Origin of the sequence: Nocardia cyriacigeorgica, from assembly GCF_005863245.1 — a bacterium.
Lineage (GTDB): Bacteria > Actinomycetota > Actinomycetes > Mycobacteriales > Mycobacteriaceae > Nocardia > Nocardia cyriacigeorgica_C.
The window spans coordinates 639,858-662,500 of sequence record NZ_VBUT01000004.1 but is presented as its reverse complement, the minus strand read 5'-3'; the positions used below and the strand labels follow the sequence as shown (position 1 = coordinate 662,500).

Below are 22,643 nucleotides of genomic sequence, written 5' to 3'. Positions count from 1 at the left end.
CCCATGCTGCTACTCACCGAGTTCCGAGACCGGAATCTGACGCTGCCGAACCGAGTGGTGATGTCGCCGATGACGCGCCTGCGTTCGCTGCCCGACGGCTCGCCCACCAGCGACGTCATCGACTATTACACCCAGCGCGCGACTGCCGGCTTGATCATCACCGAGGGTATCTGGCCGCATTCCAGCGGTCAGAGCGAAGCCTGGGTGCCCGGGTTGCAAACCGCAGCTCATGTCGCCGCGTGGCGGAGGGTCACCGACGCCGTGCACGAAGCAGGTGGACGGATCTTCGCCCAACTCATGCACGGTGGGCGCAAGGGTCATCCGCTCGCCCGCATCGACGGAACGCTGCCGGCCGGACCGTCGGCGGTGCGCGACGAGGACCACGTACATCTGCTCGACGGCTCCAAGGCGGCGCCGATCATGCCCGCCGCGATGACCCGAGCCGAGATCGCCGCCGCCATCGGCCATTTCGCCGACGCGGCCGCCAACGCGATCGCCGCCGGTTTCGACGGCGTCGAGATCCACGCCGCCAACAGCTATCTGGTGCACCAGTTCCTGGCCGACAACACCAATCTCCGCGATGACGAATACGGCGGTTCGATCCGCAACCGGATGCGGTTCGCGCTCGAGGTGACCGACGCCGTCATCGCGGCCGTCGGCGCGGACCGCACCGCGATCAGGCTCTCCCCGGGCAACCCGCAGTTCGGCATGATCGAGGCCGATCCCGCCCCGCTCTACCGGCCGCTGGTCGCCGAACTGGACCGGCGCGGTCTGGCGTATCTGCACCTCATCGATAACGACGACTATCCGGCGCTGACGGATCTACGTCCGCTCTGGCACGGCACCCTCATCGCCAATGTCGGGGAGAACCGGGCGCAGACCACCGCGGTCGCAGCCGAACGCGCGCTCGAAGAGACCGGCGCCGACCTGGTCTCTTTCGGCCGCGCCTTCATCTCCAACCCCGACCTTGTCCAACGCATCGCGCGTAACCTGCCGCTGAGCCCGATCCGCGAATCGCATCTCTACGGCCGGACTGCCGAGGGCTACTCGGACTACCCGAGCTGGGACGTATCGGCGGGTGGGGACCTGCGACGCGAGGTCGCCTAGCCGCAGGCAAGCGGCCCGCCCACAGCGCCGTGGGTGCGCACGCGGTCCTGCGCCGACCACACCGCCGACGGGAACCTCAGTACTGCTGCTGCCCCGCCAGCTGCTGCGCCACCACTCCCTGGATCCGCTGCAACCCGGGCACGGTCATCCCGCTCTGCAACTGTCCCTCGATCGTGCGGACCAGCGCGGAATCGCTGATCACCTTCTCGCTCGACTGGATCAGCACGGTTCCCGCGCCGGTGAAGTCGAATTGGCGTTCCTCGCCGGAGTTGACGCCGAAGCGGGCGGCGCCCGCGGCGAGGAAGCTCGAGATCCAGCGATGGTCGTAGTGGTGTGAGGGGGACGGGCAATCGGCCCAGCCGACAAGGGATTCCGGGTCGACCCGCAGCGGCGGTTCGGCGAACATGACCGGCCCGTTGGAGGAGGCCAGGAACTTGCCGGTGCCGATGAGGGTGAGGAATCCGGGCACGATGGACTGATTGAGCGCCAGACCGGGTTCGAAGGCGAGCAGGTTGGCGGCGCGGATGGTGAGGTTGCCGTCGTCGAGATCGTAGGAGTTGATGTCGTAGCCACGGTCGCCGATGATCAGCTTGCCGTGCCCTTCGGCCACCACGTAATCGCTGGTGAACAGCGGTGCCGAGAACTGCTGCGACACCATGTGCATCAGCGAGCCCTGTAGGCCGTGGGTGAGCAGCTGGAACTGGATCTGCCCGTAGTAGGCGATCATCGCGCCCTTGCGCATGAACCACGGCTTGTTCAGGTCGATGCAGTAGGCGTAGCTGTTGCCCGGGATGTTGTCGCTCTCACCGAGAGTCATCGGGTTCAGGATCTGGCTCATGGTCACAACTTCTCTTCCGAGGCCTGCACGTACACGACTCCCTGTCCGGTGCACTGCAATTGCATCGCCTCACCGGATCCGCGGCCGACCGCGTCGCGCCAGCTCATGGCCGTTTTCAGTTCGGTCTGCACATTGCCGTAGGCGCCGACGAAGGCCTGCGGATCGACCACGATCGGATTCGGCCCGCCCACCGGAAGTTCCAGGAATCCGCCGTGCGCGAGCAGTACCGCCGCACCCTGCCCGGACAGTTGCGTGGTGAACATGCCCTGGCCGGTCATCGCGCCGGAGGCCGCGCCGCGCAGCGCGCCCATCAGGCCACCGCCGCCGCCCCCGCCGCCGGAGCTCATCACCGACACCACCGAACTCTGCAAACCGGCCGTATGGGCAAGCAGCCGTGAGGCTTCCACCCGCAGCGCGGCGCCGGGCTGCATCTGGACGATGTGGATCTCGAGGCCGGCGAAACCGTAGTGCACCTCGCCGTTGCCCTGGGCGAGCATGGTGCGTTCGTGTTCACCCTGCATCATCCGGCCCGCCATCCGCATGATCCCGCCGCCGCCACCCATGCCCTGGCCGCCCGGAATCTGGTGCGGCGCGAAGGAGACGTCGCCGGTGTAGAACAGCATCGCGCCCTGGCGAGCCACCACACCGCCCGCCATCCCGACGTTGACCTTGACGACCTTGCCGTTGACCTTCTCGAACATCGTGCCTACCGTTCCGCCGGCTGAATCGACACCACGCCCTGGCCATCCCAGCGCAGCGAGAACGCCTCGCCCGCATCCTGTCCGACGACGGTGCGCCAGGAGACATCGGTGACGAAAGACTGATTGAGGTTGCCGCGCGCGGCGACGAACGCGTCCGGATCCACCACCAGCGGGAACTGCGGCGTCACCTCGAGATGGATGAGCGGCCCGCCCGCCGACAGCAGCGCCACCTGCCCCTGGCCCGACACCGTCGTGGTGAACAGGCCCTGCCCGGCGGAGGCGCCGTGCAGCCCGGCGAAACGCACGTCGGTGCGCAGGTTGCCGCAGAAGGCGAGCAGCTGCTGCGATTCCACTTGCAGCGTCTCGTTGTTCAGGTTCACCACCGAGACGTTCTGGCCGTTGACGGCGAAGAACACCCGGCCGTGGCCGCCGCATTCCATCAGCGAGAGCTTCTCTCCGGTCGCGCGCCGCTTGAGGCCCGCGATCACGCCGTCGCCGCCACCGAATCCGGCGGATTTGAACTGGACATTGCCCTCGTAGGCGATCATCGACCCGGAGATCGCGCGCAGACTCGTGCCCGCGAGATGAGCCTCGATCACCTTCTTCGACTGTTCGAACAGTTGCGCCATAGAAGAGTTGTGCCTGTCGTGTGGATGAGGGAACACGGGCAATCCCCCCATGCTCCATGAGCGTCGCCGTCACCCTAATGGACAATCGTGATCGAAGTTGATCTCAGTCCGCGAGCACGCGCTGCGAGCGCATCCGAGCCGTGGTATCCACCTTTCTCGTAGAGTGGCTTCCGTACGCACCGACAAGCGAAGGGTCGAACTTGTCCGCAACACTCGCCAAGGGCCAGAACGGCCCGCTGTCCGGCAACGATGTGGTGATCTCCATTCAGCTGACGGCGCAGGCGGATCTGTCCGCGCTCCTGGTCACCGAGCAGGGCAAGGTGCGCTCCGACGCCGACTTCGTGTTCTTCAATCAGCCCAGCGGGCCCGGGGTGAACCTGGTGCCCGGCCCGGCGGGGCAACCGGCGTCGCTCGCGGTGTCGCTGAACGCGGTGCCCGCCGATATCGATCAGATCCGCGCGGTCATCACCCTCGATGACGCCACCAGCAATTTCGGCCGCTATCCGGCGCCGACGGCGATCGTGTCGGATGCGTCCGGCACGCCGCTCTACGAGTACCGCATCGACGGTCTGGACACCGAGTCGATCGTCATCGCGCTCGAGCTCTACCGCCGTCAGGGTGCGTGGAAGGTGCGCGCGGTCGGACAGGGATACGCCGGTGGTTTCGCGGCCCTGGTCACCGACCACGGCGTGACGGTCGATGACTCGCCGCCCCCGCCGCCCGCCGCGCCGCAGCCCGCCCCGGCTCCGCCACCCGCGCAGCCCGCGTACCCGACCCAGCCGCCGGCCGCGCCCGCGCAGGGCGGTTACCCGGCGCCACCGCCGCCCACCGCGCCCTACCCGCCGCAGGGTGGCGGGTATCCGCCCCCGCCGGGCCCGGGCGCCGGTTACCCGCCTCCCGGTGCTCCGGTGCCGCCGCCCGCGCAGCCGCAGGGCGAGATCTCGTTGAGCAAGGACCGCCCGGTCAGCTTGCAGAAGGGCCAGCGGGTCACCCTGCGCAAGGAGGGCGGCACGGCGCTCACCTTCGTCAAGATGGGTCTCGGCTGGGATCCGGTACGCAGCCGCGGCATGTTCGGCAACCGCACCGTCGATATCGACCTCGACGCCTCGGTGGTCATGTTCGCCGACCACCAGCCCGCCGACGTCGCCTACTACGGCCAGCTCAGCTCCAAGGACGGCTCGGTGCGCCACCAGGGCGACAACCTCACCGGCGAGGGCGAGGGCGACGACGAGATGATCCTGGTGGATCTGACCCGCATCCCCGCCCACATCAGCACGCTGTTCTTCATCGTCACCTCCTACAAGGGCCACACATTCGAGCAGGTGCAGAACGCCTTCTGCCGGTTGATCGACGGCGGCAACAATGCCGAACTGGCCCGCTACACCCTCGCGGGCGGTATGCCGTTCACCGCGATGGCGATGGCGAAGGTCTATCGGGTCGGCGCGGATTGGAAGATGCAGGCGCTCGGCGAAGGATTCCAGGCCAAACATCCCGGGGAGGCAGTACCGCAGCTCGGCCGTTTCCTCGCGACCGGCTGAGTGACGACGGGGGAAGTGGACGTGAGGCAACTGACGGCAGGGCAGAACGTCCCCCTGACCGCCCAGTCGGTGCGGTTCGGCGTGCACGCCGATGCGGCACTGGACATTTCGGCGCTGGTGGTGAACGACGATCTTCGGGTGCGCTCCGCCGACGACGTCGTCACCGGTGCTCGGACGACGACGGCGGGAGTGCGCCTCGGCGACGACGGTGTGACCGTCACCCTCGCCGAGGTCCGGGCCGACGCGCAGGCGGTCCTGCTGGTGGTGAGCACGGCAGGGCAGTCGGCGGAACTGGGCAAGGTCGTTGCCGAACTGTCCGAAAATGGTTCCGTCACGGTTGAATTCGCGATCGCGCCCGCCGCCGGTGAGCGCGCGCTGATCTGCCTCGAGGTATATCGGCGCCAAGGTGCGTGGAAGGTGCGCGCCCTCGGTCAGGGTTACGCCGGAGGTCTGGCCGAACTGTTGCAGGCGCACGGTGCGGCCGGGATGGCACCTGTCCCCGCGGCGTCCGGCCCGCAGTCGGATCCCTACGCGATGACCGCGCCCGCGCAGGCCGCCGTGCCCGCGCAGGCCGGCGGCCCGCTCGAGGTGGGGCACGGCCTGGAACGGCTGTGGATGATCTTCGAAGACGCGGCGCGCTCGGCGGCGGCCCTGATCTCCGCCCGCGACTACGCGGCGAAACGGCTCGATCAGGAACTGTCCGAAGCGGTTTCGGACCCGGCCACCAGAAACACCCCCGCCGCCGACGCCGCCCGCACCGCCGCCCAGCGCCGTCACGACGAACTCAACGCCACCGCCGAGGCCAACCACCGCCGCGACAGCGAACAGCTGGTGCGCGAACTCGCCGAGGCCGATCAGGCGATGCCGCCCTCGCTGGCGTCCTGGGAATCACCGGCCTGGGACCGCCCTCCCGCACCCGCCGACGGCATCCGGCTCGGCGAGCTGTACGCCATCGACCGTGGGCCGCTGCGCATTCCGTACTGTGTGCCGGTCCCGCTGAATCGTCCGCTGTGGATCGATACCGAATCCTCGGCGGCGGTCGCGCCGATTGTCGGCGCACTGCTGGCCCGGCTCGTCGCGGCGGCGCCGCAGCGCACCACCGTCGTCGACATCATCGATCTGACCAGCGCGTTCACCGGACTCACCGGCCTGCTCGCACCGGTGCTCGGCGGTCCACCGATCACCCACCACACCGATATCTCGGCCCGGCTGAAAACCCTCGCCGACGCCGCCGAGCTGGCCGAAATGGCCTACAACAGCGGTGCGGGCACCCCGCCCACCGAGCATCGGGTGCTGGTCGCGGCCGATTTCCCGCACGGCTATCAGGCCACCGACGTGCAGCGGCTCGGTTCGCTGCTCATGCGCGGTGATCTGATCGGGCTGTCCACGGTGATCATCGGCAGCAACGAATCCGACTCCGCGGACCCCCTGATCGCGACCCTGTCGCAGGCCTGCCGTCACCTGCCGACGATTCCGGGCACCCCGCTGTTCGACCCGTGGACCGGCAGCGCGTGGGAACTGGACCTGGATCTACTACCGCAGGAACCCGAGCGGCAGGCGCGGATTCTGCGCGCCCGCTGAGGGTGGACCCGGCTGCTTACGCGCCGGGCCCACCGGGAGAACAGCACTACGCCGAGGTCGCCCACCGCCGCGGCGACGGCGCGGGTTCGTTTCGCCGATAACCGAGACCTTCCGGTGCTGATGATCGTCAGAACCGGGCCTCCCCGGCCGGCCGATCCTCACGCCGCCGCGGGCGCGGCGTCGATGAACCAGTCCAGGATCTCCTCGCCGGCCATGATTCCGGAGGACTCGGTGACGGTGAGGTTGGGGTGGGTCCAGTTCAGCAGTTCGAGTTCGCCGTGGCGGGGGCGGATGGCGGAGTCGGCGGCGCGCAGCATTTCGGCGTCGAGGGCTCCGTCACCCGCCGCGAGGGTGAGGGCGGTGTCGGTGAGTTCGCCGGATTCGATGAGGCGACGGCGCACTTCGGCGACGGCGCGGCTCTTGCAGACCGCCAGCGGCATGGTGTAAATCTTGCGGCCCTGCTGGGAGGCCGACCAGCCGCGCGGGCGGCACCAGGAGTCCCATTCGGCGAGGAAGCCGTCCGGCACGGCCTTCGGTTTCACCACGAGATAGCAGAACAGGTGGTCGGCGACGCGGAATTTCGGCGCCCAGCTCTCATCGATGCGGGAGCGCAGTTCGGCGCTGATCTCGGAGAGGGTGGCGCCGCTCGCGCGGACTTCGGCGTCGATATCGATGCGCCAGCGCATATCGGGGACGCCGTCGACGAGGATATTGCCGCCATTGCTGGTGATCGCGTAACGCCATGGAGCGCCGGGCAATTGGATGCGGCCGAACTGTTTGATGGTGCGGGTGGTGGTGGGGACGACGGCGGCGGGACGGGTGAGGGTGCGCATCCGGGTGGCCGCGATGGTCGTCATATACGACAGCGGCGCGCCTTCCAGATGTTCGACGCAGACGGTCGCGAGGTCATCGTCGGTGCTGAACGCGTTGCGGGAGTAGATCATGGTCCGGTCCAGGTCGGTGGCGACCAGCACCTGTCTTCGTAGCGGAATCACTGCTGCACATCCTTGATCAGTCCCATACACGAATAGGCCAGGTCGTCGACGACCTCGACCGGCACACCGCGGGCCGCGGCGAGCAGGCGGATATGGGCGTGCTCGGGAGCGTCGGGTTCCCGCACCAGCACGCGCCACGGCATCCGGCGCAACAACACCCGGGTGGTCTCGCCGACCCCGGGTTTCACGAAGTTCACGCTGGACACACCGTATTCGGCGCGTACCTGCTCCACCGAGGCCCAGCCGGCCCAGGTGGGGGTGCGGTCGCCGGCGCGGATGGCCTCGACCGAACCGGGCACGTGTTCGCGCACCGCGTCGAAGGCGGCGGTGACGGTGTCGATGAGGCGTCCGGAGACGTCGTCGGCGGCCAGTTCGCGGTAGAACTTCGCGCCGTGGAAATCGCCGGGTCCGATCAGCTCGTCGTTGAGGACGGTGCGTGAAACCAGCCCGGAGACGGTCGAATTCAGGCAAGCCGAGGCGATGAGGAAGTCGTCGCGGGTGCCGTAGGTGCGCACGCAGTGGCCGGGGTCGGCCAGGACGGCGAGGTCGTCGTTGAATCGGGCGCCGCCCGCCGCGTGGTAGGCGTCCAGGGCTTCCGACAGCTCGCGGGTGATGGCGCCCTTGCCGGTCCAGCCGTCGACGAAGACGATCGAGGCCGGATCATGATGGGCCGCCAGATAATCCAAGGCCACCGCGTCGATCCCGCGATCACGCACGATCGACACCGCGTAATGCGGGATATCCAGGCTCGGCATTCCAGGCCCGCGCCCGTCGCGCAGCCAGCGCCGCATGAGCACCCCGACCGGCGTGCCCGCACGCGCGAGCGAAACCAGCACGATATCGGTACCGCGTTCGGCGACAACCAGTTCCGCCACGGTGCCGACGGCGAGAGCCAGCCGCTCGGCACTGTCGGCGAGTACCTGATCGAACAGCTCGCGGTACTGCGCGTCGGGCTGGTATTCGATCGGCAGCGATTCCGCGTAGTGCGCGATCCCGGCCTGAATGCGCTGTTCGCGCTCGGTGACGTCGGCCTCGAGGTCGACGTCGGACAGGTCCTTCAGCAGCCAGGCGACGTCGTCGCGGGCATAGGAACCGAACTCCGGTCCGTACAGCGGCTCGCAGCCGGCCACCCCGGCACCCGGCCGCGCATCGACGGCGACACCGGCCCGCGCCGGTTCCGTGACGGCCGCGCCGGTCACCGGCAGCCGGTCGCAGTCGGCGAGCGCGTCGGCTGCGGAGGACATCGCATCTACTCCCTTCGTGACCAGTCCGGCAGACAGGCCTGCCTGCCCATTCTCCTCGTGTCCGGAATCGGCCTGGTCGGCGCCGGCATCGGTCCGCCCCGCGTGCAACAGGCGGGGGTCGGCCCCGGGCAGCACCGCGACCAGCACATCCGCACCGGATGTGGTGAGCACATCGACCAGACCGCCGGCAGCGACCAACTCCTCGGTATCGGCGGGCGCATCCACGACGGTCACCAGCACCGGTTCACCGCGCACCGTCTCGGCCTCGGACACGTCGCCGGTCCAGGCATCGAGTTCGGCGATGAAATCCTCGGCCCAATGCGCGTTGTAGAGGTAGCGCGGTTGATGCTGGCCGGATTCCGGTGCGGTGAAGCGGAATCCGCGCCGCAGCGGATAACCCGGCTCGTCGAGCACGTAGGCCGGTGAGCGGGTGGTGGTCTGGTATCTGGTCGAAATGCCGGAGTCGGCCAGTTCGACGGCCAGCCGCAGCGGCAGATACATCAGCTCCTCGTGCCCGAGCACTATCACCGGGCGTTCGGCGAAATCGCTGGTCAGCCGTGCGCGCAGGGCCGCAGCGGCGGCGGTGAGCGCCGATTCGAAGGCCGCGGTATCCGAGTGCAGGATGCCGTGCCGTCCACCCTCGGGAACGTGGGCGGGCCAAGGCAATTCGCACCGCTGGAACGAGCCCCGCTGCGGCGCGACGGGATTGAGCCGCGGTTCCGGCAGGCTCTGCACCGCGTCGATGAGATCCTCGGGCAGCATCGTCCGGCCCGCGGCCAGGCAGACGGTATCGATGCGCGCACCGAGTTCACGCGCCGCCGCCTCGAATCGGGCGCGATCGGATTCGGTGCGCATATCCACCAGCGAGGCCAGCACGTAATGCGATCGCGGCGCGAAGGCGTGCAGCGCGCGCACGGCGTCCATCGCGGTGTCGCCGGTGGAGATCTCGTCGTCCACCAGCACCAACGGCAGATCGTTGACGAAGATGTCGGCGGGCGCGGGTTGCAGCAGGTGGGAGGTGGCGTGGGAATGGCCCTCCTCGAATCCGGTGAGGGTCTGCGCCAACGGAACCTCGCGCCGGGTGGAATGCAGGTAGCAGGTGGCGCCGATGCGGGCGGCCACACAGTGACCGAGGCCGGTGGCGGTTTCGGCGAACCCGAGCACCACGGCGTCGCGCTCGCCCAGCGCTCCGCGCACCAGATCGCCGAGGCGATTGCCCGCGTCGAGCACCACCCGTGGATCAGTGGGCAGATGTTTGCCGAGCACCGTCGACACCAGCAGATGTGCGCGTTTCTTATTGTTCCTCCGCAACCCCGGCTGGATCAGCGAAGCGATCGGCAAATCAGCAGGCAGCACACCCAGGTCAATACCGTGCCGATACGAGGCCTCATGATGCAGCTCAATCCCGAGATGCCGTGTCGCCCAGGCCGAGAACTGCGGCGATGCCGTCGACTCCTCGCTCATACCGTGACCAACGCCGTCAACAGATCCACGAACGATACTCCTTTGTTGGCCACCCCGAACACCCTGGCGCGCAGCAGGGTCTGGCGCGCCCAGCTGCGATGCGGACGCATCTCGTTCATCTTGTTCCGGTACTCCGAGGCCGCCACGCCGCCCACATCGGCCTGCAAGATGTCGAGCGCATCCGAGTACTCCTCATGGGTCACCACCGACAGCGCGTGCACCGCGGCCACATGCGACGGATGGATCACCGTCTTGCCCTGAATGCCGTTGGCGCGGTCGAGGGTGATCTCGCGCAACAGACCGTCGAGATCCCGGCTGACCAGGTAGCGCCGGAACGGCACCGCATCGGATTCCTCGAACGGCGCCGTCCGCAGCAGCGGCCGGAACATCCGCTCGTGATCGGCGAAGTATTCCCACACCGGGCCGGTGATCACGAATCCGGTGCCATCGGCGCGGCCCAGATAGTTGACGATATCGGCGATCACATCGGCGACCACCCGCACGTCGTAGATGGTCAGATCGCGGTCGCGCCGGATTCCGAAGGTCGAGCACATATCGGTCGCGCCGACCCGCACGGCCAGCACGTTGTCGCGGTGTTCGGCCAGCAGCGCGGCTATCTCGGTGAGTTCGGCGTCGCGTGTCTGCCGATGCACCAGCGCCTTCGATTCCAGCACCGGCATGCCGTAGAGCGGTCGGTCCAGCAGGGTGCGCGCATGCTCCAACGCGGCAAGATATTTCGACCCGGAGGCCGAATCGAACTTGGGGAACACGAAGCCGGTGAGCACCTCGGCGCCCGGCCCGAGCTGCTCGGCGATCTCGATGATGGTGTCGGCGTCGCGCACCCGCACGAACAGCATCGGGTTCGGGTCGACGCCGGCGGCCAGCTCGTCGAGGGTGCGCACCGCCTGCGCCTTCGCCGATTCCACCTCGTGGTCGGCCACCGCGTCTTCGAGGTCGATGACCATCGAGCACACCCCGCGCGCGGCCCGCTTGCAGATCGTCGCGGTGAGATCGGCCCTGGTCGCGGGCGCGTACAGGGTCGCGCCCAGCGCCACGGCGAGCAGCTCGCGGTCGGTCTGGCCGCCGATGGGCTCGGGCTGGCGATGGAAAAGCGTTCTCGCGTCGGGACCGTTCAGCTGCCGGAAATGGCGCAGCAGCACGCGCTTGCGCAGGGAAACTTCCTGCTTGACGGCGATGCCTGCGGTCATCGTCTCCCCACCCCTCACTCTCGTCGTGGTCCTGACTGTTTTCTCATGCGATCCACTACGCCCGCTATGAAATCCGCGACGGCGTCGAGCTCCGTCACGTACGCCCAATAGTCGGGGTGACGCCCGGACAGCGCACCGGTGATCCGGTCGATCCGTTCGGCCTGCGCGTCGAGGACAGATCCCCACTCGGCGGCGAGCCCGCGGCCCACCGCGAGCATCTGCGCGTCCCGCAGCCGGAATCGTACGGCCTTGGCTTTGTCTTGCGGATTCTCGCGCACCTCACGCAGCAGCGTCAGCCGTTTGGTGACGGCGTCGACCTGCTGTTCGGCCTCGGCGAGATTGCCGCGCGCGGTCGTGGTCAGTTCAAGTGCTAACTCCGGGTCGTTCTCGGCCGCGGCCGCGCGGGCCCGGCTCAGGGCGTCATCCGCGGCGGCTATGGCCCGCTGGCTGTCTCGCTCATTGTCAGACAGATCCGCCGAACTCGCAGCATTGAACTCGCGCAGTAGCGCGGAGTACGCCGCGCCCACCCCTTCGGCCCTGGTCCGCGCCGCCGCCAGCCGGGTGCGCACCGAGACGATCGCGGTCGCTGCCGCGGCGGTCCGAGATGGGGCCTGCGCCAAAGCATCTGCCAGTTCTTTGCTCGCCGCGTCCAGCCGGTTGGCGGCCTCGCGCACCGCACCGACCCCGGCGTTCTCACGGGCCGCGTGCAATGTGATCAGTGCCTCATCGACCGCGGCGCTCGCCCGCCGGATCGACCCGTAGTGCGCGTAAGGGGACTCGGCAGCCTGCCCGCGCACCTGCGCGGCGGCCGCGGTCACCTGCTCGGCCAGCCGCGGCACCATCGCCACCACAGCGACGGCCTCTTCCAGCTGCGCCTGGTTGCCGCGGTAGTACTCGTCCACCCCGCGCGCCGCCTCGGCCAGCCTGCGCACCGTCTCGTCGGTTCTGACCTGCCCTTGCGGCACCGAAGCACCGGTGGCCTCGGCCTGATCGAGCTGCTCGGTGAGCTTCAGATAGGCGTCGGCGGCGGCGTAGCAGCGGGCCCGCACCGGTTCCCAGCGCCGATCCAGGCGGCGTTCGGGGAAGACCTGCTCGGCGGCCGCGGTGGCCGATTCGGCGACGCTCTGGCGCCGGTCCATGTCCAGGAACGCCGACGCGAGCGAGTGCCGAGCCTGCTCGATCCACTCGGTATTCCCGGATGACCGGAACCATCCACGCCTGCGGCCTGCCACGACCCGATGGTAGGAGATCTTGCCGGGGCGGGGCCGGGACAACGGCCTGGGCCGGGCGCCGGGCGTCCAGGGGCGGCGCGCGGCGCGAGCGAATGCGGGCTACCCGCATCGGTTTATACGCAAGATCGCCGAAACCTACTACTGTCGTATCTCGTACCCGGCGATTCGGACATGCTGGGAATCACAGACGACTATCGAAAGGGAATCCCGCATGGGTGTCAGTTTGTCCAAGGGCGGCAACGTCTCGCTGACCAAGGCGGCGCCTAACCTGACCGCTGTCGCGGTCGGCCTCGGCTGGGACGTTCGTACCACCACCGGCACGGACTTCGACCTCGACGCCAGCGCGATCGCGACCGGAGCCGACAAGAAGGTGGTCTCCGACCAGCACTTCGTCTTCTTCAACAACCTGCGTTCGCCCGAGGGCTCGATCGAGCACATCGGCGACAACACCACCGGTGAGGGTGAGGGCGACGACGAGGTCATCAACGTCGATCTGGCCAACACCCCGCCCACCATCGAGTCCATCTTCTTCCCGGTCTCGATCTACGACGCCGACACCCGTCAGCAGTCGTTCGGCCAGGTGCGCAACGCCTACATCCGCGTCGTGGACCGCTCCAACAACGAGGAGCTGGCCCGCTACGACCTGTCCGAGGACGCCTCCACCGAGACCGCCATGGTGTTCGGTGAGCTGTACCGCAACGGCGCCGAATGGAAGTTCCGCGCCATCGGCCAGGGCTACGCCTCCGGCCTGGCCGGCATCGCCCGCGACTACGGCGTGAACGTCTGATCGAGCTCACTCTCGACCAGGAAGGGGGCCCGGCGCCGGGCCCCCTTCCGCTGGGTCCGACTGGACATCTCATGGTCCGGCGACCAGGCTGAATGATGACGGTCGCTTTCGACGTCGGCCCGAAATGTCGGGTTCACCGTCGACCGGTACGGTCGTGTCGAGCGCCGCTCGCACCGGGTCGGCGATCGCACGCAGCAGCTTCACACGTCCCATATGCCCGGATGACGACCGACTCCGGCGCCGCACACGAAAGGTCCCCGCGTGGTCCTGCGCATATTCGGCCTATCCTTCCTGGTCACCGTCGTATCACTGGTAGTGGCACTGCTCTACGGTGGGCCCACCGCGCTGGTGCTCTGCGCGATCCTCGGCATCCTCGAGGTGTCCCTGTCGTTCGACAACGCCGTCATCAACGCGACCATCCTGCAGCGGATGAGCGAGTTCTGGCAGCGCATGTTCCTGACCGTCGGCATCCTGATCGCCGTGTTCGGCATGCGCCTGGTGTTCCCGCTGGCCATCGTGTGGGTCACCGCCGGGCTGAACCCGGTCGAGGCCTTCGACCTGGCGCTCAACCCGCCGCCCGGTGATGCCGCCTACTTCCCCAACGGCGACCCGAGCTACGAGACGTTGCTCACCGACGCCCATCCGCAGATCGCGGCGTTCGGCGGCATGTTCCTGGCGCTGCTGTTCCTGAACTTCATCTTCGCCGAGCGGGAGATCACCTGGCTGTCGTGGCTGGAGCGGCCGCTGGCCAAGGCGGGCAAGCTGGACATGCTGTCGGTGGTCGTCGCCGGTCTCGGCCTGATCCTGTGCGCGGAGTTCCTCGCCGAGGAAGAGGTCCGCTCGACGGTGCTGCTGGCCGGCCTGCTCGGCATGATCACCTACATCGCGGTCGACGGACTCGGCTCGATGTTCCACGCCGAGGAGCACGCGGGCCCGTCGGAGGCCGCCAAGGCCACCGGTAAGGCCGGTTTCTTCCTGTTCCTGTACCTGGAGGTGCTCGACGCCTCGTTCTCCTTCGACGGCGTCATCGGCGCGTTCGCCATCACCGCCGACCCGATCATCATCGCGCTCGGCCTCGGCCTGATCGGCGCCATGTTCGTCCGGTCGATCACGGTGTACCTGGTGCGCAAGGGCACCCTGTCGGAGTTCGTGTACCTCGAGCACGGTGCGCACTGGGCGATCGGCGCGCTGGCGGCGATCCTGCTGATCTCGATCGGCGTGCACGTCAACGAGCTCGTCACCGGTTTCATCGGTATCGCGTTCATCGGTGCGGCGTTCATCAGCAGCATCATGCGCAACCGGCGCGAGGGTGAGCCGGAAGCGGCCGCCGAAAAGGAGCCGACCCCGGTAGGCTGACCGGCGGACGCAACCGAAGACTCGAACGGCAGCGGCCTGGCGTGGCCGCTGCCGTTCTCATCTCCTGAGGGGGGATCGCGGCGATGGCGATCGACGATCAGCTGGCCGGCGGCGGGAAAGTCACCCTGTCCAAGGCCACGCCGAGCATCAATCTCACCAGGCCCGGCGAGCTGCAGGGCATCATGCGGGCCGAGCTGACCTGGGCCGCGCGCGCCAAGAGCCTGTTCCGCAGATCCACTCCGGTCGAACTCGAACTCGGCTGCCTCTACGAACTCGCCGACGGGCGCACCGGCGTGCTGCGCACCGCCACCGACGCCGGCGCACTCGAATTCGAGCCGCACATCCTGCTCGACCGCGACGGCGCCCGCCCCGGCAGCGCGGGCTTCAATATGGATCTGGCCCGCCCCGAAGCGTTTCGCCAGGTCCTGATCTTCGCGCTGTCCGCGCAGGCGCCGAACTGGGCCGCCGCCAAGGGCACGCTCACCCTGGCGCCCACCATCGGCTCGAATGTCGAACTGGCACTGGACGAACCGGTGGCCGACACCCGGTCCTGCGCCATCGCACTGTTGCAGAACCAGGGCGCGGGCATCACCGTCTACCGCGAGGCCAGGTACCTGACGGGCGCGCTGGACGAGCTGATGCGGACCTACCGGTGGGGCATGGACATGGATTCCGCGCGCGCCTGACCGGCGCTCAGAGCATGCGCCGCGGGTACAGCCGCGCCTTCGGCCTGCGCACCGCGACCCGCGACCACAGCGCATCCTGCAAAGCCAGTGTCCCCCAACCGGCCAACGCCATCCCGGACAGGTTCAGCGCCAATTGCAGTGTGCTGCCCCATACCTCGTCCCAGTGCGCGAACACCGCGGCCAGCGCGATATTGCCGGCCGCGGGCACGGTCGTCACCGAGATGAACACACCGACCAGACCGCCCGATTTCGCCGAGGTCAGCGACAGCACGCCCGCCGCGGCGGCGATCACGGCGACGATGAACGACCATTTGTCCGGGGTGTAGATGAATGCGGTTTCCGGCCCTGTTCCCACATCCTCCGCGGTGATCCAACCGAGCCCGCGCGCGATGAGTACCAGCAGGAACGTCAGCAGGATCGCGGTGAGGAAGCCGAGGATCAGGGTCCGGACCGCCAGCCCGAACAGCACGAAACGGCGCCGCACCAGCGCCACCCCGAGCGCCGCGATCGCACCGAACTCCGGGCCGAGCACCATCGCGCCGATCACCAGGATCTGCGAGTCGACCACGATGGCGATGGCGGCCAGCGTGGTCGCCAGGGTCATGAAACTCAGGTAGGTCCAGTTGAGTTCGGTCTCCTCGTAGGAACGCTGGGCCACATCGGCCCAGACCACCGCGTCGGCGCTGCTGCCGGGGGTGCGCACCTCGGCCTCGAAACCGGCCAGCGACAGCCAGGTCCGCACCGGCTCGATCTCGATGCTCCCGCATTTGTGCACGCCGGTCGCGCGCAGCCGTTCCACCAGTTCATTGGCCGCTTCCCTGGCGATGTGGGCGATCACCAGGTCTCCGGCCGGGCGCAGCGCGGCCCCGCGCATCACCGCAAGCCCGCTGACCGCGTCGTCGCCCTCGAGGATCTCGATCACAGCGTCGGTCTTGTCGGCGGGCGCCATTACTCGCACGTGCAGCATGGGCTCAGTCTCGCGTACTCGCCGGCATCGGGCCGGGTGAACCCGCGTGGCGAGTCCTGATGACTATGTCTGCCGCTCGGCGAGCTCGGCGAGACGCTCGATGGAGGCGGCCAGCTTGTCGGAGGTGGTGGCGCGGGCCCGCGGCAGCCGATTCTCGTCGGTCAGGCGCGACCAGTCGTAGGTGTGGCGCACCAGCGAACGGTGCTCGTCCAGCGGTTCGATTTCCCAGCGCCACAGATGGCCGGGTGGTTCGCGATCGGGCTCGGACGGCTGCCACGCGATCAGTCTGCCCTCCTCGAACTCGACCACATGATTGTGCCGGGTGGCGCCCTTGGTGATCACCATCGTGAAGACCTCACCGACAGCGCGCACCCGCTGGCCGGCCGGGGCCTCGGACAGGTTGTCGTTGCCGTCCCAGCGCGGTTGCTGCGCCGGATCGGCGATCAACTCGAACACCACCGCCGCGGGCGCCGCGACCTCACGTTCGGCGCTGACCACTGTTTGCGTCTCTGAGCTCATGTCCTGATCGAAGCACAGCCTGCGCAGCCCGGCTCACCAGCGGCGACGATCTTGTCGGTACCCGGTAATACAGTGGCGCTATGACAGCAGCGGTCCATCCCGCGCCGGGCCCGTCACCTCGGCGCGCAGCCGACGATCTGATGCAGATCGTCGCGCGTACACCGCTGTTCTTCTCCAGCTATACGCCGCTGTTCGCGATCCTCGCCGCCCGCTTCGCCGCCACCCCGTGGCTGGCGTTCGGCGCGCTCGCGCTCATGGGGTTCGGCGCGGTCTGCACCATCTGGGTGCTGTATCTGCTCGGCTCGTCGGCGCGCTCTTCGCTCACGGTGGCGGGGGTACACGAGACCGGCAGCGAATCCGGCGGCTACCTGGTCTCCTACGTGCTGCCGTTCCTCACCGTCGAAACACCCGGCGGGCTCGACGCCCTCGCCTACGGCCTGTTCCTGCTTGTGCTGCTGATCGTGTACGTGCGCACCGACCTCATCCAGGTCAACCCGATGATCTATCTGCTGCTGCACCGAATCGTGAAGGTGCAGACCGCGACCGGGGATATGGCCTATGTGGTTGTGCGTTCGGTACCCCGTCCCGGCGATACCGTCACGGTCGCCCAGCACGCCGGAATCCGAGTGATGACGGAGCGGGTATGAGCATGCGCGGCGGCCGGGACTGGGCCGGCATCGATATCGGCGGCGAACCGATCGACCTGCTGCTGGGCTGGCGTGACAGCCGTAAACGCTTGCAGGCATTGCGGATCGAGTTCGCTGCCACGCTCGGGGTCGAGTTGCGCGAGATCGCCGCGGCCACCCTCGAACGGCTCGGGGCCATGGCGCCGATCGAATACGACACCATCGCAGCACTCGTCGACGGCGAGGAGTTCTTCTCCTTCTGCCTCGACGGGCTCGATGGTGCCCGGCCGGGTGCCGTGGCCGGCGAACCCGACGCTCAGATCGCCGGGCTGCTCCAGCTCATCGCCCGTTCGGCGACGCTGGAGACTGTGCTGCCGCGGCAGATGCGCGATGGCACCTTCCTGTTCTACGTGCTGATCTGCGAATCGGCCGGACCCGATCGGCAGCGCACGGCATTCGTGCGGTTGCAGCACGGGCTGCGCGTGGCCTCGGCGCACCGCATCCTCGCCACCTTCGGCGAACGCCTGAACCGCGTCGGCGACCCGGTCTTCGCCTTCGCCGAGGAATTCGATCTCGTCATCGCCGGCGACGAGATCGCCATCCTCAAACCCGACACCTTCCTGCGCCTGTTCACCGACCTCGAACTGCTCACCAAGGCCACCCCGGAATTCGTCGACCACATCAGCGAGGCGCTCGGCCTGGAGCTGTCCGCGCAGGTCAAAGACACCATCATCGCCGTGTGCGCCAAGCGGCCCAGCTACGCCAAGCTGCTGAAACGGCTCAGCGGAGTCGACTATCTGCCGAAGATCACGCCCACCTCGCTGCAAGCCGAGATCGACCGCTATCCCGAACTCCCCGAGGGCATCCGGATCGACGAGTCCGGAATCGTGTTGAGCGATCAGGGCGTGCCGACGTTCCTGGAGATCTTGGATCAGCGCATTTGGCGCGGGCCGTTCGACGATTCCTCGCGGGTGGCGACCGCTTATCGGCGGCTGCGGCCGCGCTGAGCGCGCCGGTCGGCTCGGAGGCGCCGGCCGCGCAGCGGAAAGACTGTCGCGGCGCCGAAGCAGTTGCGGCAGAAGCCGGGCGGCGACGGCTCGGCATGAATGAGTAGCCGAGCAGGCCGCCTACCGGTGCCCGAGAATCGCCGCCAGCATTCCGCCGACGAAGTCCGCGCCGAAGGAGTTCATCGCGTCCGGGGTGGTCGGCGACGTCCCGGTCCGGATATCGCAGCCGGCGACCGGATGCCCGGCGGCCCGATCCTTCAACCAGGCGAAGGCGGCCGGGGCGCCGAGCCCCCATTCGAAGGCGTGCGGCGACACCACCGACGGGACGACCTCACGCCGGTAGGTCACCGGAGTGCCTGCCGCGCAATACTTGTCGACCAGCTGGTCGGCGGAGGTAATCGTGCTCAGTTCGTCGTCCACGGCGTTGTACACGTAGACGGGTGCGGTGGGCGCCGTCGCACCGAGGGTCCGCTCGCCGATCAGGCGCTGCGTCAGCGGCGCGGTCAGCACCTGTTCCAGCGGCACCGTCAACAGGCTGCCGAAATCGAGGAACGGGAAACTCACCAGGTTCTGCGGGGTGCAGCTCGCGGCCGCTCCGGCGAGCAACCGTTTGCCTTCGGCGGTGAGCACCTGATCCATCATGGCGGCGAACTCCGGCGAATCCTGTTGCAGTGCGGCGATACCCACCGGCGGCAAGCCCGCGACCGGGGTCCCGTTGCCGTTCCTGATGCCCGCGAGCAGATCCGCGACCGGCGCGCCGATCGCCATTCCCGCGACATTCAGCTCCGGGGCGTAGTCCGGCTGCACCTGCGCCGCCCACGCCGTGGCGATGCCGCCGCCGGAGTATCCCCAGAACATCGCGGGTGCCCGCGCGGCGAGCCCGAGCTCGGCGAATTTCTGCGCTGCCCGCACACCATCGATCGCCACATACCCCGGCTCCTTCGGGGTGAGGAAGTGGTTGTCCACACCACCCAGATCCGGAACCGACACCGCCCAGCCCTGCGCCAGCCCGGCCGCGATCATAGGCACTTCGCTCGCGGTGGTGGACAAGGTGATCGGGCCGCTGGCGCCGGAGAAGTCGAACCACGGCGCGCCCGTCCGCAAGACCTGCGAGGGCATGCAGTTGGGTGCGATGGCGTCGATCATGCTCTCGTAAGACAGGATCGCGGTCGGCGGCCTGCCGTGATCGCCCATCAACACCGTGGTCACCGCGGCATACGGGTTACCGTGGGAATCGGTGGTCCGGTAGAGCAGCTGCCACGCGCGCACCCGCATGGGGATCAATTGGAGCGATACCGGTGCGATCGGCCTGGTCCGCAGAATGGTGCCCGGTGCGGTTGATTCGTAACCGGCGGGCGGCAGATAGAAGGCGTCGGTGGTATTCGGAATCGCCGACCCGGGAGCGCTGAGCGCGACCATCGCCGCGCAGGTCATGGTGATGCTGACGGCGATTGCGGTGATCCTGGCCCGCCATCCTCGTCCCCGCCCGAGTGATTCCGACTGCCCGATCCCCGCTGTTCGCATGGGCACACTGTAGAACGTGTTTCAGTTTATGGAGCCGTTTTCCGCGGGCTCAGCGCTCGCGGGCAGGGTTTCGCAGGCGCCCACTACGGTCGACGCCGTCGATCTGTCGACCGGGCGATGGAGAAGGCCCAGCTGGGCCACAACGCAACTGGGTGGCCCGCGCGGTGGCTTCGGCGGCGAAGCTAGGCACCCCGAAAGCCGATGCGGCGGACTCCAGCTGAGTCCGCCGCATCGGCTTTTTCGATATCGCATTCCGGCTTACTGATTCGCGTCACCGGTTATCCGGCCGTCAGTCCGGCGCCTCGCATCCGCGCCGTACGACCGGCTCCGGCTTCGCTCAGTTGGTCGCCTCCGCGCGGGCGTCGGTCGTGGGGGCCTCCGCCTTCGTGGTGGTCGACGGCGCTGTGGTGGTGGATTCCGTCGTCTCCGCGGGCGCCTGGGTGGTGGTCGGCGCGGGCGGGGTGGTGGTGACCTCCGGCGTGGTGGTCGCTGCCTCGCTCGGCGTCGTCGTCGGGGCCGTGGTCGACGGGTCGGCCTCGGTCTTCGGCTTCGCCGTGGTGGTCGTGGCCGGCGCGGTGGTGGTCGTGCCCTTGGCCGGTTCGGTCGCCGGCGCGGCCGAGGTGGTCGACTCCGCCGCCTCGTAGGCCGCGGCCAGATCGGCTTCGGTCGGCTTGGAGTTCGTATCCACCTTCTGGCCGGCCTGCGCCTGCTTGGCCAGGTGGGTGATCCAGGCCGCCGCGTACTCGGCCGAGGTCATCGGCTTGCCATTGCCGGGGTCGGCGTCATCCCAGTAGTCGAAGTGATGACCGGTGTGGTTGGGGCCGAGGGTCTGCTTGTACGGATCGCTCAGGATCACCGGGATGGTGTTCTGGTTGGTCACGATCAGCCCGACAATCTCGTTGAGGATCTTCTGCGGCAGGTACGCCAGCGGCGACATCTGCTCCACCGCGATCGCGTCGGCCTGCGCCGGATCCTGCGGCGCGGGCGTGCCCGGCTTGTACTGCGGATCCGAGACGCGCAGCAGCACCTCGAGGAAGGTTTCGTCGCTGGCCATCCAGTTCGGCTGGGAGGCGATATCGGCGAACGCGGTCATCGCGATCCGGCCGAGCACCACCGCGACGTCCTGGCCGGTCGCCGGGGTCAGGCCCTCACGTTCCAGGGCGTCGACATTCAACTGCCTGCCGACGTTCACCGCCAGGTTCAGCAGCGAGATGTTCTCCGGCGCCGAGCAGGTGAGGTCGCCGTCGGAGCAGAACGAGGCGATCTTGCCGTTCAACGCCCCGAAATCACCGCTGGTACCGGGCAGCGCACCCGAACCGGGCACCGGCTTCTGCCCGTTCTGATACTTCTGGTCGAAGCCGTCCGGGTTGGCGTACGGATCCTCCGCACCGGGGAACGGACCGTCGCCGGTGGAGCGGCCCGGATCGGCGAGGATCACCACGCCGAGCACGTTGTCCGGGTCGACGATCCCGTACGCACCGTCCTGGCCGGGTTCCTGATGCCCGACCTCCATCGCGACGCGACGCACCACATCGGCGCCCTCGCTGTAGCCGACGATGGAGAACTTGGTGTCCGGGCAGGCCGCCGCGATCTCCGACATCACCTGCTTGGCATTGGCGACACCGGCGTTCACGGCGTCTTCGTAGCTGGCCATATTCGCCGGGTAGGCGATGTAGACGGCGGCGTAGGAACCCTCCGCGACGTCGTCGCGTGGCGCGTTGACCACCGGATCGAGCCATTCACTGCTGTGATCACCCGAGAGCGCGGCGGGCAGCGGATTGCCGTTGGCGTCCACCAGCATCGCCGTCGTCCCCTCGCGGGGAGTGTCATTGCGACCCGCGACCGAGATGGTCACCATGTCGCGGCATTCGGTGACCGAGGCCACCAACTGCGTATCCGCCTCTTCCGGTGCGGCGGTGAACGCGAACGTCGCGGCCACCGCCGCCGCCACCCCGAGCACCGCGGGCGCGGCAACGGCAGAGGCCAACCGATGTCGCGCGAAGAACTCACGAAGAGCCATGTCCGAACCCCAGTTTCCTGTAACCGACAAGTGGAAGGACAGGCCCCCCGACGGGCCATGTGTCACGTATGAGGTCGTGGGAGGTGGGAAGAGTGTTACGGGAGGGGCATCAGGCGGTGAAGGCTTCAGCGATCGCGTGGCTGTCCTCGTACATGTGATAGCGGCTGATCTTGCCGTCGGTGATGGTGAAATGCAGTGCGTAGGAATTGGTGAACTTCTTGCCGGTGGCCTTGACACCGAAGACGCAGGTGGCGAACACCACGGCGTCGTCGCCCTGCGCGAGTTTGCCGGTGATCTCGAACGATTCCGCAGCCGTGAGCACCTGCGGGAAAATGCCGAAGAACTCCTCGATTTCGGCCCTGGTGGAACGCTCGCCGGCCCATGGCACATGCGCCGCCCCGTTCACCCGGAAATCAACCTTGTCGGCGAACTGGTCGAGCAGCGCGCTCGTATTGCCGGAACCGAAATTGGTGAAGAACTCGTCTACGACGTCGATGGTGGTGGGGTTGTCGGGCATCGGGATATCTCCTGGCTTTCGGATCGGAAACGTGGTGGTCAGAGCGCAAGTGCGGCATCGTCTGTCGGCACGGATGACTGTGGTGGCCGAGCGGTGA

Annotated in this window: 20 protein-coding genes; 8 read left to right on the top strand and 12 right to left on the bottom strand. The window is 68.1% G+C overall.

Features of this window, described 5'->3' with window-relative positions:
* The first annotated feature begins 3 nt into the window (after positions 1–3).
* A complete protein-coding gene (locus tag FEK34_RS12925; protein WP_138448039.1) occupies positions 4–1,107 on the top strand; it encodes an alkene reductase in 1,104 nt (367 codons plus the stop codon).
* Positions 1,108–1,183: 76 nt separating this feature from the next.
* Here FEK34_RS12925 and FEK34_RS12920 read toward each other — a convergent pair whose 3' ends face one another.
* From FEK34_RS12920 to FEK34_RS12910, 3 genes are read right to left on the bottom strand one after another with little or no spacing between them, the layout of a single operon-like run.
* Entirely contained in the window at positions 1,184–1,945 is a 762-nt protein-coding gene (locus FEK34_RS12920; protein ID WP_104360347.1) for an AIM24 family protein, read from the bottom strand.
* A 2-nt stretch (positions 1,946–1,947) separates the two neighbouring features.
* Positions 1,948–2,646: an AIM24 family protein gene (locus FEK34_RS12915; RefSeq protein WP_138448038.1), complete on the bottom strand. Its 699-nt coding sequence runs from the start codon at positions 2,644–2,646 to the stop codon at positions 1,948–1,950.
* A gap of 5 nt (positions 2,647–2,651) precedes the next feature.
* Positions 2,652–3,275, bottom strand: a complete 624-nt coding sequence (locus FEK34_RS12910) for an AIM24 family protein (RefSeq protein ID WP_014353637.1) — start codon at positions 3,273–3,275, stop codon at positions 2,652–2,654.
* A 200-nt stretch (positions 3,276–3,475) separates the two neighbouring features.
* On the opposite strand from FEK34_RS12910, the gene FEK34_RS12905 reads away from it, so the two are divergent.
* Both FEK34_RS12905 and FEK34_RS12900 read left to right on the top strand, forming a co-directional pair.
* Entirely contained in the window at positions 3,476–4,813 is a 1,338-nt protein-coding gene (locus FEK34_RS12905) for a TerD family protein (RefSeq protein WP_138448037.1), read from the top strand.
* A gap of 21 nt (positions 4,814–4,834) precedes the next feature.
* Entirely contained in the window at positions 4,835–6,394 is a 1,560-nt protein-coding gene (locus FEK34_RS12900) for a TerD family protein (protein ID WP_138448036.1), read from the top strand.
* 158 nt (positions 6,395–6,552) lie between these two features.
* On the opposite strand, the gene FEK34_RS12895 is transcribed toward FEK34_RS12900, so the two are convergent.
* The 4 genes from FEK34_RS12895 to FEK34_RS12880 are packed head-to-tail and all read right to left on the bottom strand — an operon-like array spanning position 6,553 to position 12,444.
* Positions 6,553–7,338, bottom strand: coding sequence for an HAD family hydrolase (locus FEK34_RS12895; RefSeq protein WP_138448163.1), 786 nt, complete (start codon positions 7,336–7,338; stop codon positions 6,553–6,555).
* Positions 7,339–7,385: 47 nt separating this feature from the next.
* Positions 7,386–10,097, bottom strand: coding sequence for a phosphoribosyltransferase (locus tag FEK34_RS12890; RefSeq protein ID WP_138448035.1), 2,712 nt, complete (start codon positions 10,095–10,097; stop codon positions 7,386–7,388).
* Positions 10,094–11,305: an HpcH/HpaI aldolase/citrate lyase family protein gene (locus FEK34_RS12885; RefSeq protein ID WP_171048169.1), complete on the bottom strand. Its 1,212-nt coding sequence runs from the start codon at positions 11,303–11,305 to the stop codon at positions 10,094–10,096. The genes FEK34_RS12890 and FEK34_RS12885 overlap by 4 nt, the downstream gene beginning before the upstream one ends.
* Before the next feature lie 14 nt (positions 11,306–11,319).
* Complete coding sequence (locus FEK34_RS12880; RefSeq protein ID WP_138448162.1) at positions 11,320–12,444, bottom strand: hypothetical protein; 1,125 nt, start codon at positions 12,442–12,444, stop codon at positions 11,320–11,322.
* A gap of 304 nt (positions 12,445–12,748) precedes the next feature.
* On the opposite strand from FEK34_RS12880, the gene FEK34_RS12875 reads away from it, so the two are divergent.
* The 3 genes from FEK34_RS12875 (at position 12,749) to FEK34_RS12865 (ending at position 15,366) form a co-directional block, all read left to right on the top strand.
* Positions 12,749–13,324, top strand: coding sequence for a TerD family protein (locus FEK34_RS12875; protein WP_036541597.1), 576 nt, complete (start codon positions 12,749–12,751; stop codon positions 13,322–13,324).
* A 261-nt stretch (positions 13,325–13,585) separates the two neighbouring features.
* Positions 13,586–14,680: a DUF475 domain-containing protein gene (locus FEK34_RS12870; RefSeq protein WP_036541599.1), complete on the top strand. Its 1,095-nt coding sequence runs from the start codon at positions 13,586–13,588 to the stop codon at positions 14,678–14,680.
* An 83-nt stretch (positions 14,681–14,763) separates the two neighbouring features.
* On the top strand, positions 14,764–15,366 hold the full coding sequence (locus tag FEK34_RS12865) for a Tellurium resistance (RefSeq protein ID WP_138448034.1): 603 nt from the start codon (positions 14,764–14,766) through the stop codon (positions 15,364–15,366).
* 7 nt (positions 15,367–15,373) lie between these two features.
* On the opposite strand, the gene FEK34_RS12860 is transcribed toward FEK34_RS12865, so the two are convergent.
* Together FEK34_RS12860 and FEK34_RS12855 are read right to left on the bottom strand one after the other, a co-directional pair.
* On the bottom strand, positions 15,374–16,333 hold the full coding sequence (locus tag FEK34_RS12860; RefSeq protein ID WP_171048167.1) for a DUF389 domain-containing protein: 960 nt from the start codon (positions 16,331–16,333) through the stop codon (positions 15,374–15,376).
* A 63-nt stretch (positions 16,334–16,396) separates the two neighbouring features.
* Positions 16,397–16,852, bottom strand: coding sequence for an SRPBCC family protein (locus tag FEK34_RS12855; protein WP_138448033.1), 456 nt, complete (start codon positions 16,850–16,852; stop codon positions 16,397–16,399).
* A gap of 80 nt (positions 16,853–16,932) precedes the next feature.
* Here FEK34_RS12855 and FEK34_RS12850 point away from each other — a divergent pair, with 80 nt between their 5' ends.
* Together FEK34_RS12850 and FEK34_RS12845 are read left to right on the top strand one after the other, a co-directional pair.
* Entirely contained in the window at positions 16,933–17,499 is a 567-nt protein-coding gene (locus FEK34_RS12850) for a hypothetical protein (protein ID WP_138448032.1), read from the top strand.
* Positions 17,496–18,485 carry a hypothetical protein gene (locus FEK34_RS12845; RefSeq protein WP_138448031.1) on the top strand — a complete coding sequence of 330 codons (990 nt, stop codon included), beginning with the start codon at positions 17,496–17,498 and terminating at the stop codon, positions 18,483–18,485. Before FEK34_RS12850 ends, FEK34_RS12845 begins: the two co-directional genes overlap by 4 nt.
* 120 nt (positions 18,486–18,605) lie before the next feature.
* Here FEK34_RS12845 and FEK34_RS12840 read toward each other — a convergent pair whose 3' ends face one another.
* From FEK34_RS12840 to FEK34_RS12830, 3 genes are all read right to left on the bottom strand, one after another.
* Entirely contained in the window at positions 18,606–20,009 is a 1,404-nt protein-coding gene (locus tag FEK34_RS12840; RefSeq protein WP_212748749.1) for a lipase family protein, read from the bottom strand.
* A gap of 337 nt (positions 20,010–20,346) precedes the next feature.
* Positions 20,347–22,029 carry a cutinase family protein gene (locus tag FEK34_RS12835; protein WP_138448030.1) on the bottom strand — a complete coding sequence of 561 codons (1,683 nt, stop codon included), beginning with the start codon at positions 22,027–22,029 and terminating at the stop codon, positions 20,347–20,349.
* 109 nt (positions 22,030–22,138) lie between these two features.
* Entirely contained in the window at positions 22,139–22,546 is a 408-nt protein-coding gene (locus FEK34_RS12830) for a nuclear transport factor 2 family protein (RefSeq protein WP_138448029.1), read from the bottom strand.
* Positions 22,547–22,643: the final 97 nt, after the last annotated feature.

Excerpts from the sequence above, each read along its gene's own strand:
- FEK34_RS12925 (WP_138448039.1), top strand. The coding sequence starts at position 4 with ATGCTGCTACTCACCGAGTTCCGAGACCGGAATCTGACGCTGCCGAAC.
- FEK34_RS12920 (WP_104360347.1), bottom strand. The coding sequence starts at position 1,945 with ATGAGCCAGATCCTGAACCCGATGACTCTCGGTGAGAGCGACAACATC.
- FEK34_RS12915 (WP_138448038.1), bottom strand. The coding sequence starts at position 2,646 with ATGTTCGAGAAGGTCAACGGCAAGGTCGTCAAGGTCAACGTCGGGATG.
- FEK34_RS12910 (WP_014353637.1), bottom strand. The coding sequence starts at position 3,275 with ATGGCGCAACTGTTCGAACAGTCGAAGAAGGTGATCGAGGCTCATCTC.
- FEK34_RS12895 (WP_138448163.1), bottom strand. The coding sequence starts at position 7,338 with ATGATCTACTCCCGCAACGCGTTCAGCACCGACGATGACCTCGCGACC.
- FEK34_RS12890 (WP_138448035.1), bottom strand. The coding sequence starts at position 10,097 with ATGAGCGAGGAGTCGACGGCATCGCCGCAGTTCTCGGCCTGGGCGACA.
- FEK34_RS12885 (WP_171048169.1), bottom strand. The coding sequence starts at position 11,305 with ATGACCGCAGGCATCGCCGTCAAGCAGGAAGTTTCCCTGCGCAAGCGC.
- FEK34_RS12880 (WP_138448162.1), bottom strand. The coding sequence starts at position 12,444 with ATGGACCGGCGCCAGAGCGTCGCCGAATCGGCCACCGCGGCCGCCGAG.
- FEK34_RS12875 (WP_036541597.1), top strand. The coding sequence starts at position 12,749 with ATGGGTGTCAGTTTGTCCAAGGGCGGCAACGTCTCGCTGACCAAGGCG.
- FEK34_RS12865 (WP_138448034.1), top strand. The coding sequence starts at position 14,764 with ATGGCGATCGACGATCAGCTGGCCGGCGGCGGGAAAGTCACCCTGTCC.
- FEK34_RS12860 (WP_171048167.1), bottom strand. The coding sequence starts at position 16,333 with ATGCTGCACGTGCGAGTAATGGCGCCCGCCGACAAGACCGACGCTGTG.
- FEK34_RS12855 (WP_138448033.1), bottom strand. The coding sequence starts at position 16,852 with ATGAGCTCAGAGACGCAAACAGTGGTCAGCGCCGAACGTGAGGTCGCG.
- FEK34_RS12850 (WP_138448032.1), top strand. The coding sequence starts at position 16,933 with ATGACAGCAGCGGTCCATCCCGCGCCGGGCCCGTCACCTCGGCGCGCA.
- FEK34_RS12845 (WP_138448031.1), top strand. The coding sequence starts at position 17,496 with ATGAGCATGCGCGGCGGCCGGGACTGGGCCGGCATCGATATCGGCGGC.
- FEK34_RS12840 (WP_212748749.1), bottom strand. The coding sequence starts at position 20,009 with ATGCGAACAGCGGGGATCGGGCAGTCGGAATCACTCGGGCGGGGACGA.
- FEK34_RS12835 (WP_138448030.1), bottom strand. The coding sequence starts at position 22,029 with ATGGCTCTTCGTGAGTTCTTCGCGCGACATCGGTTGGCCTCTGCCGTT.
- FEK34_RS12830 (WP_138448029.1), bottom strand. The coding sequence starts at position 22,546 with ATGCCCGACAACCCCACCACCATCGACGTCGTAGACGAGTTCTTCACC.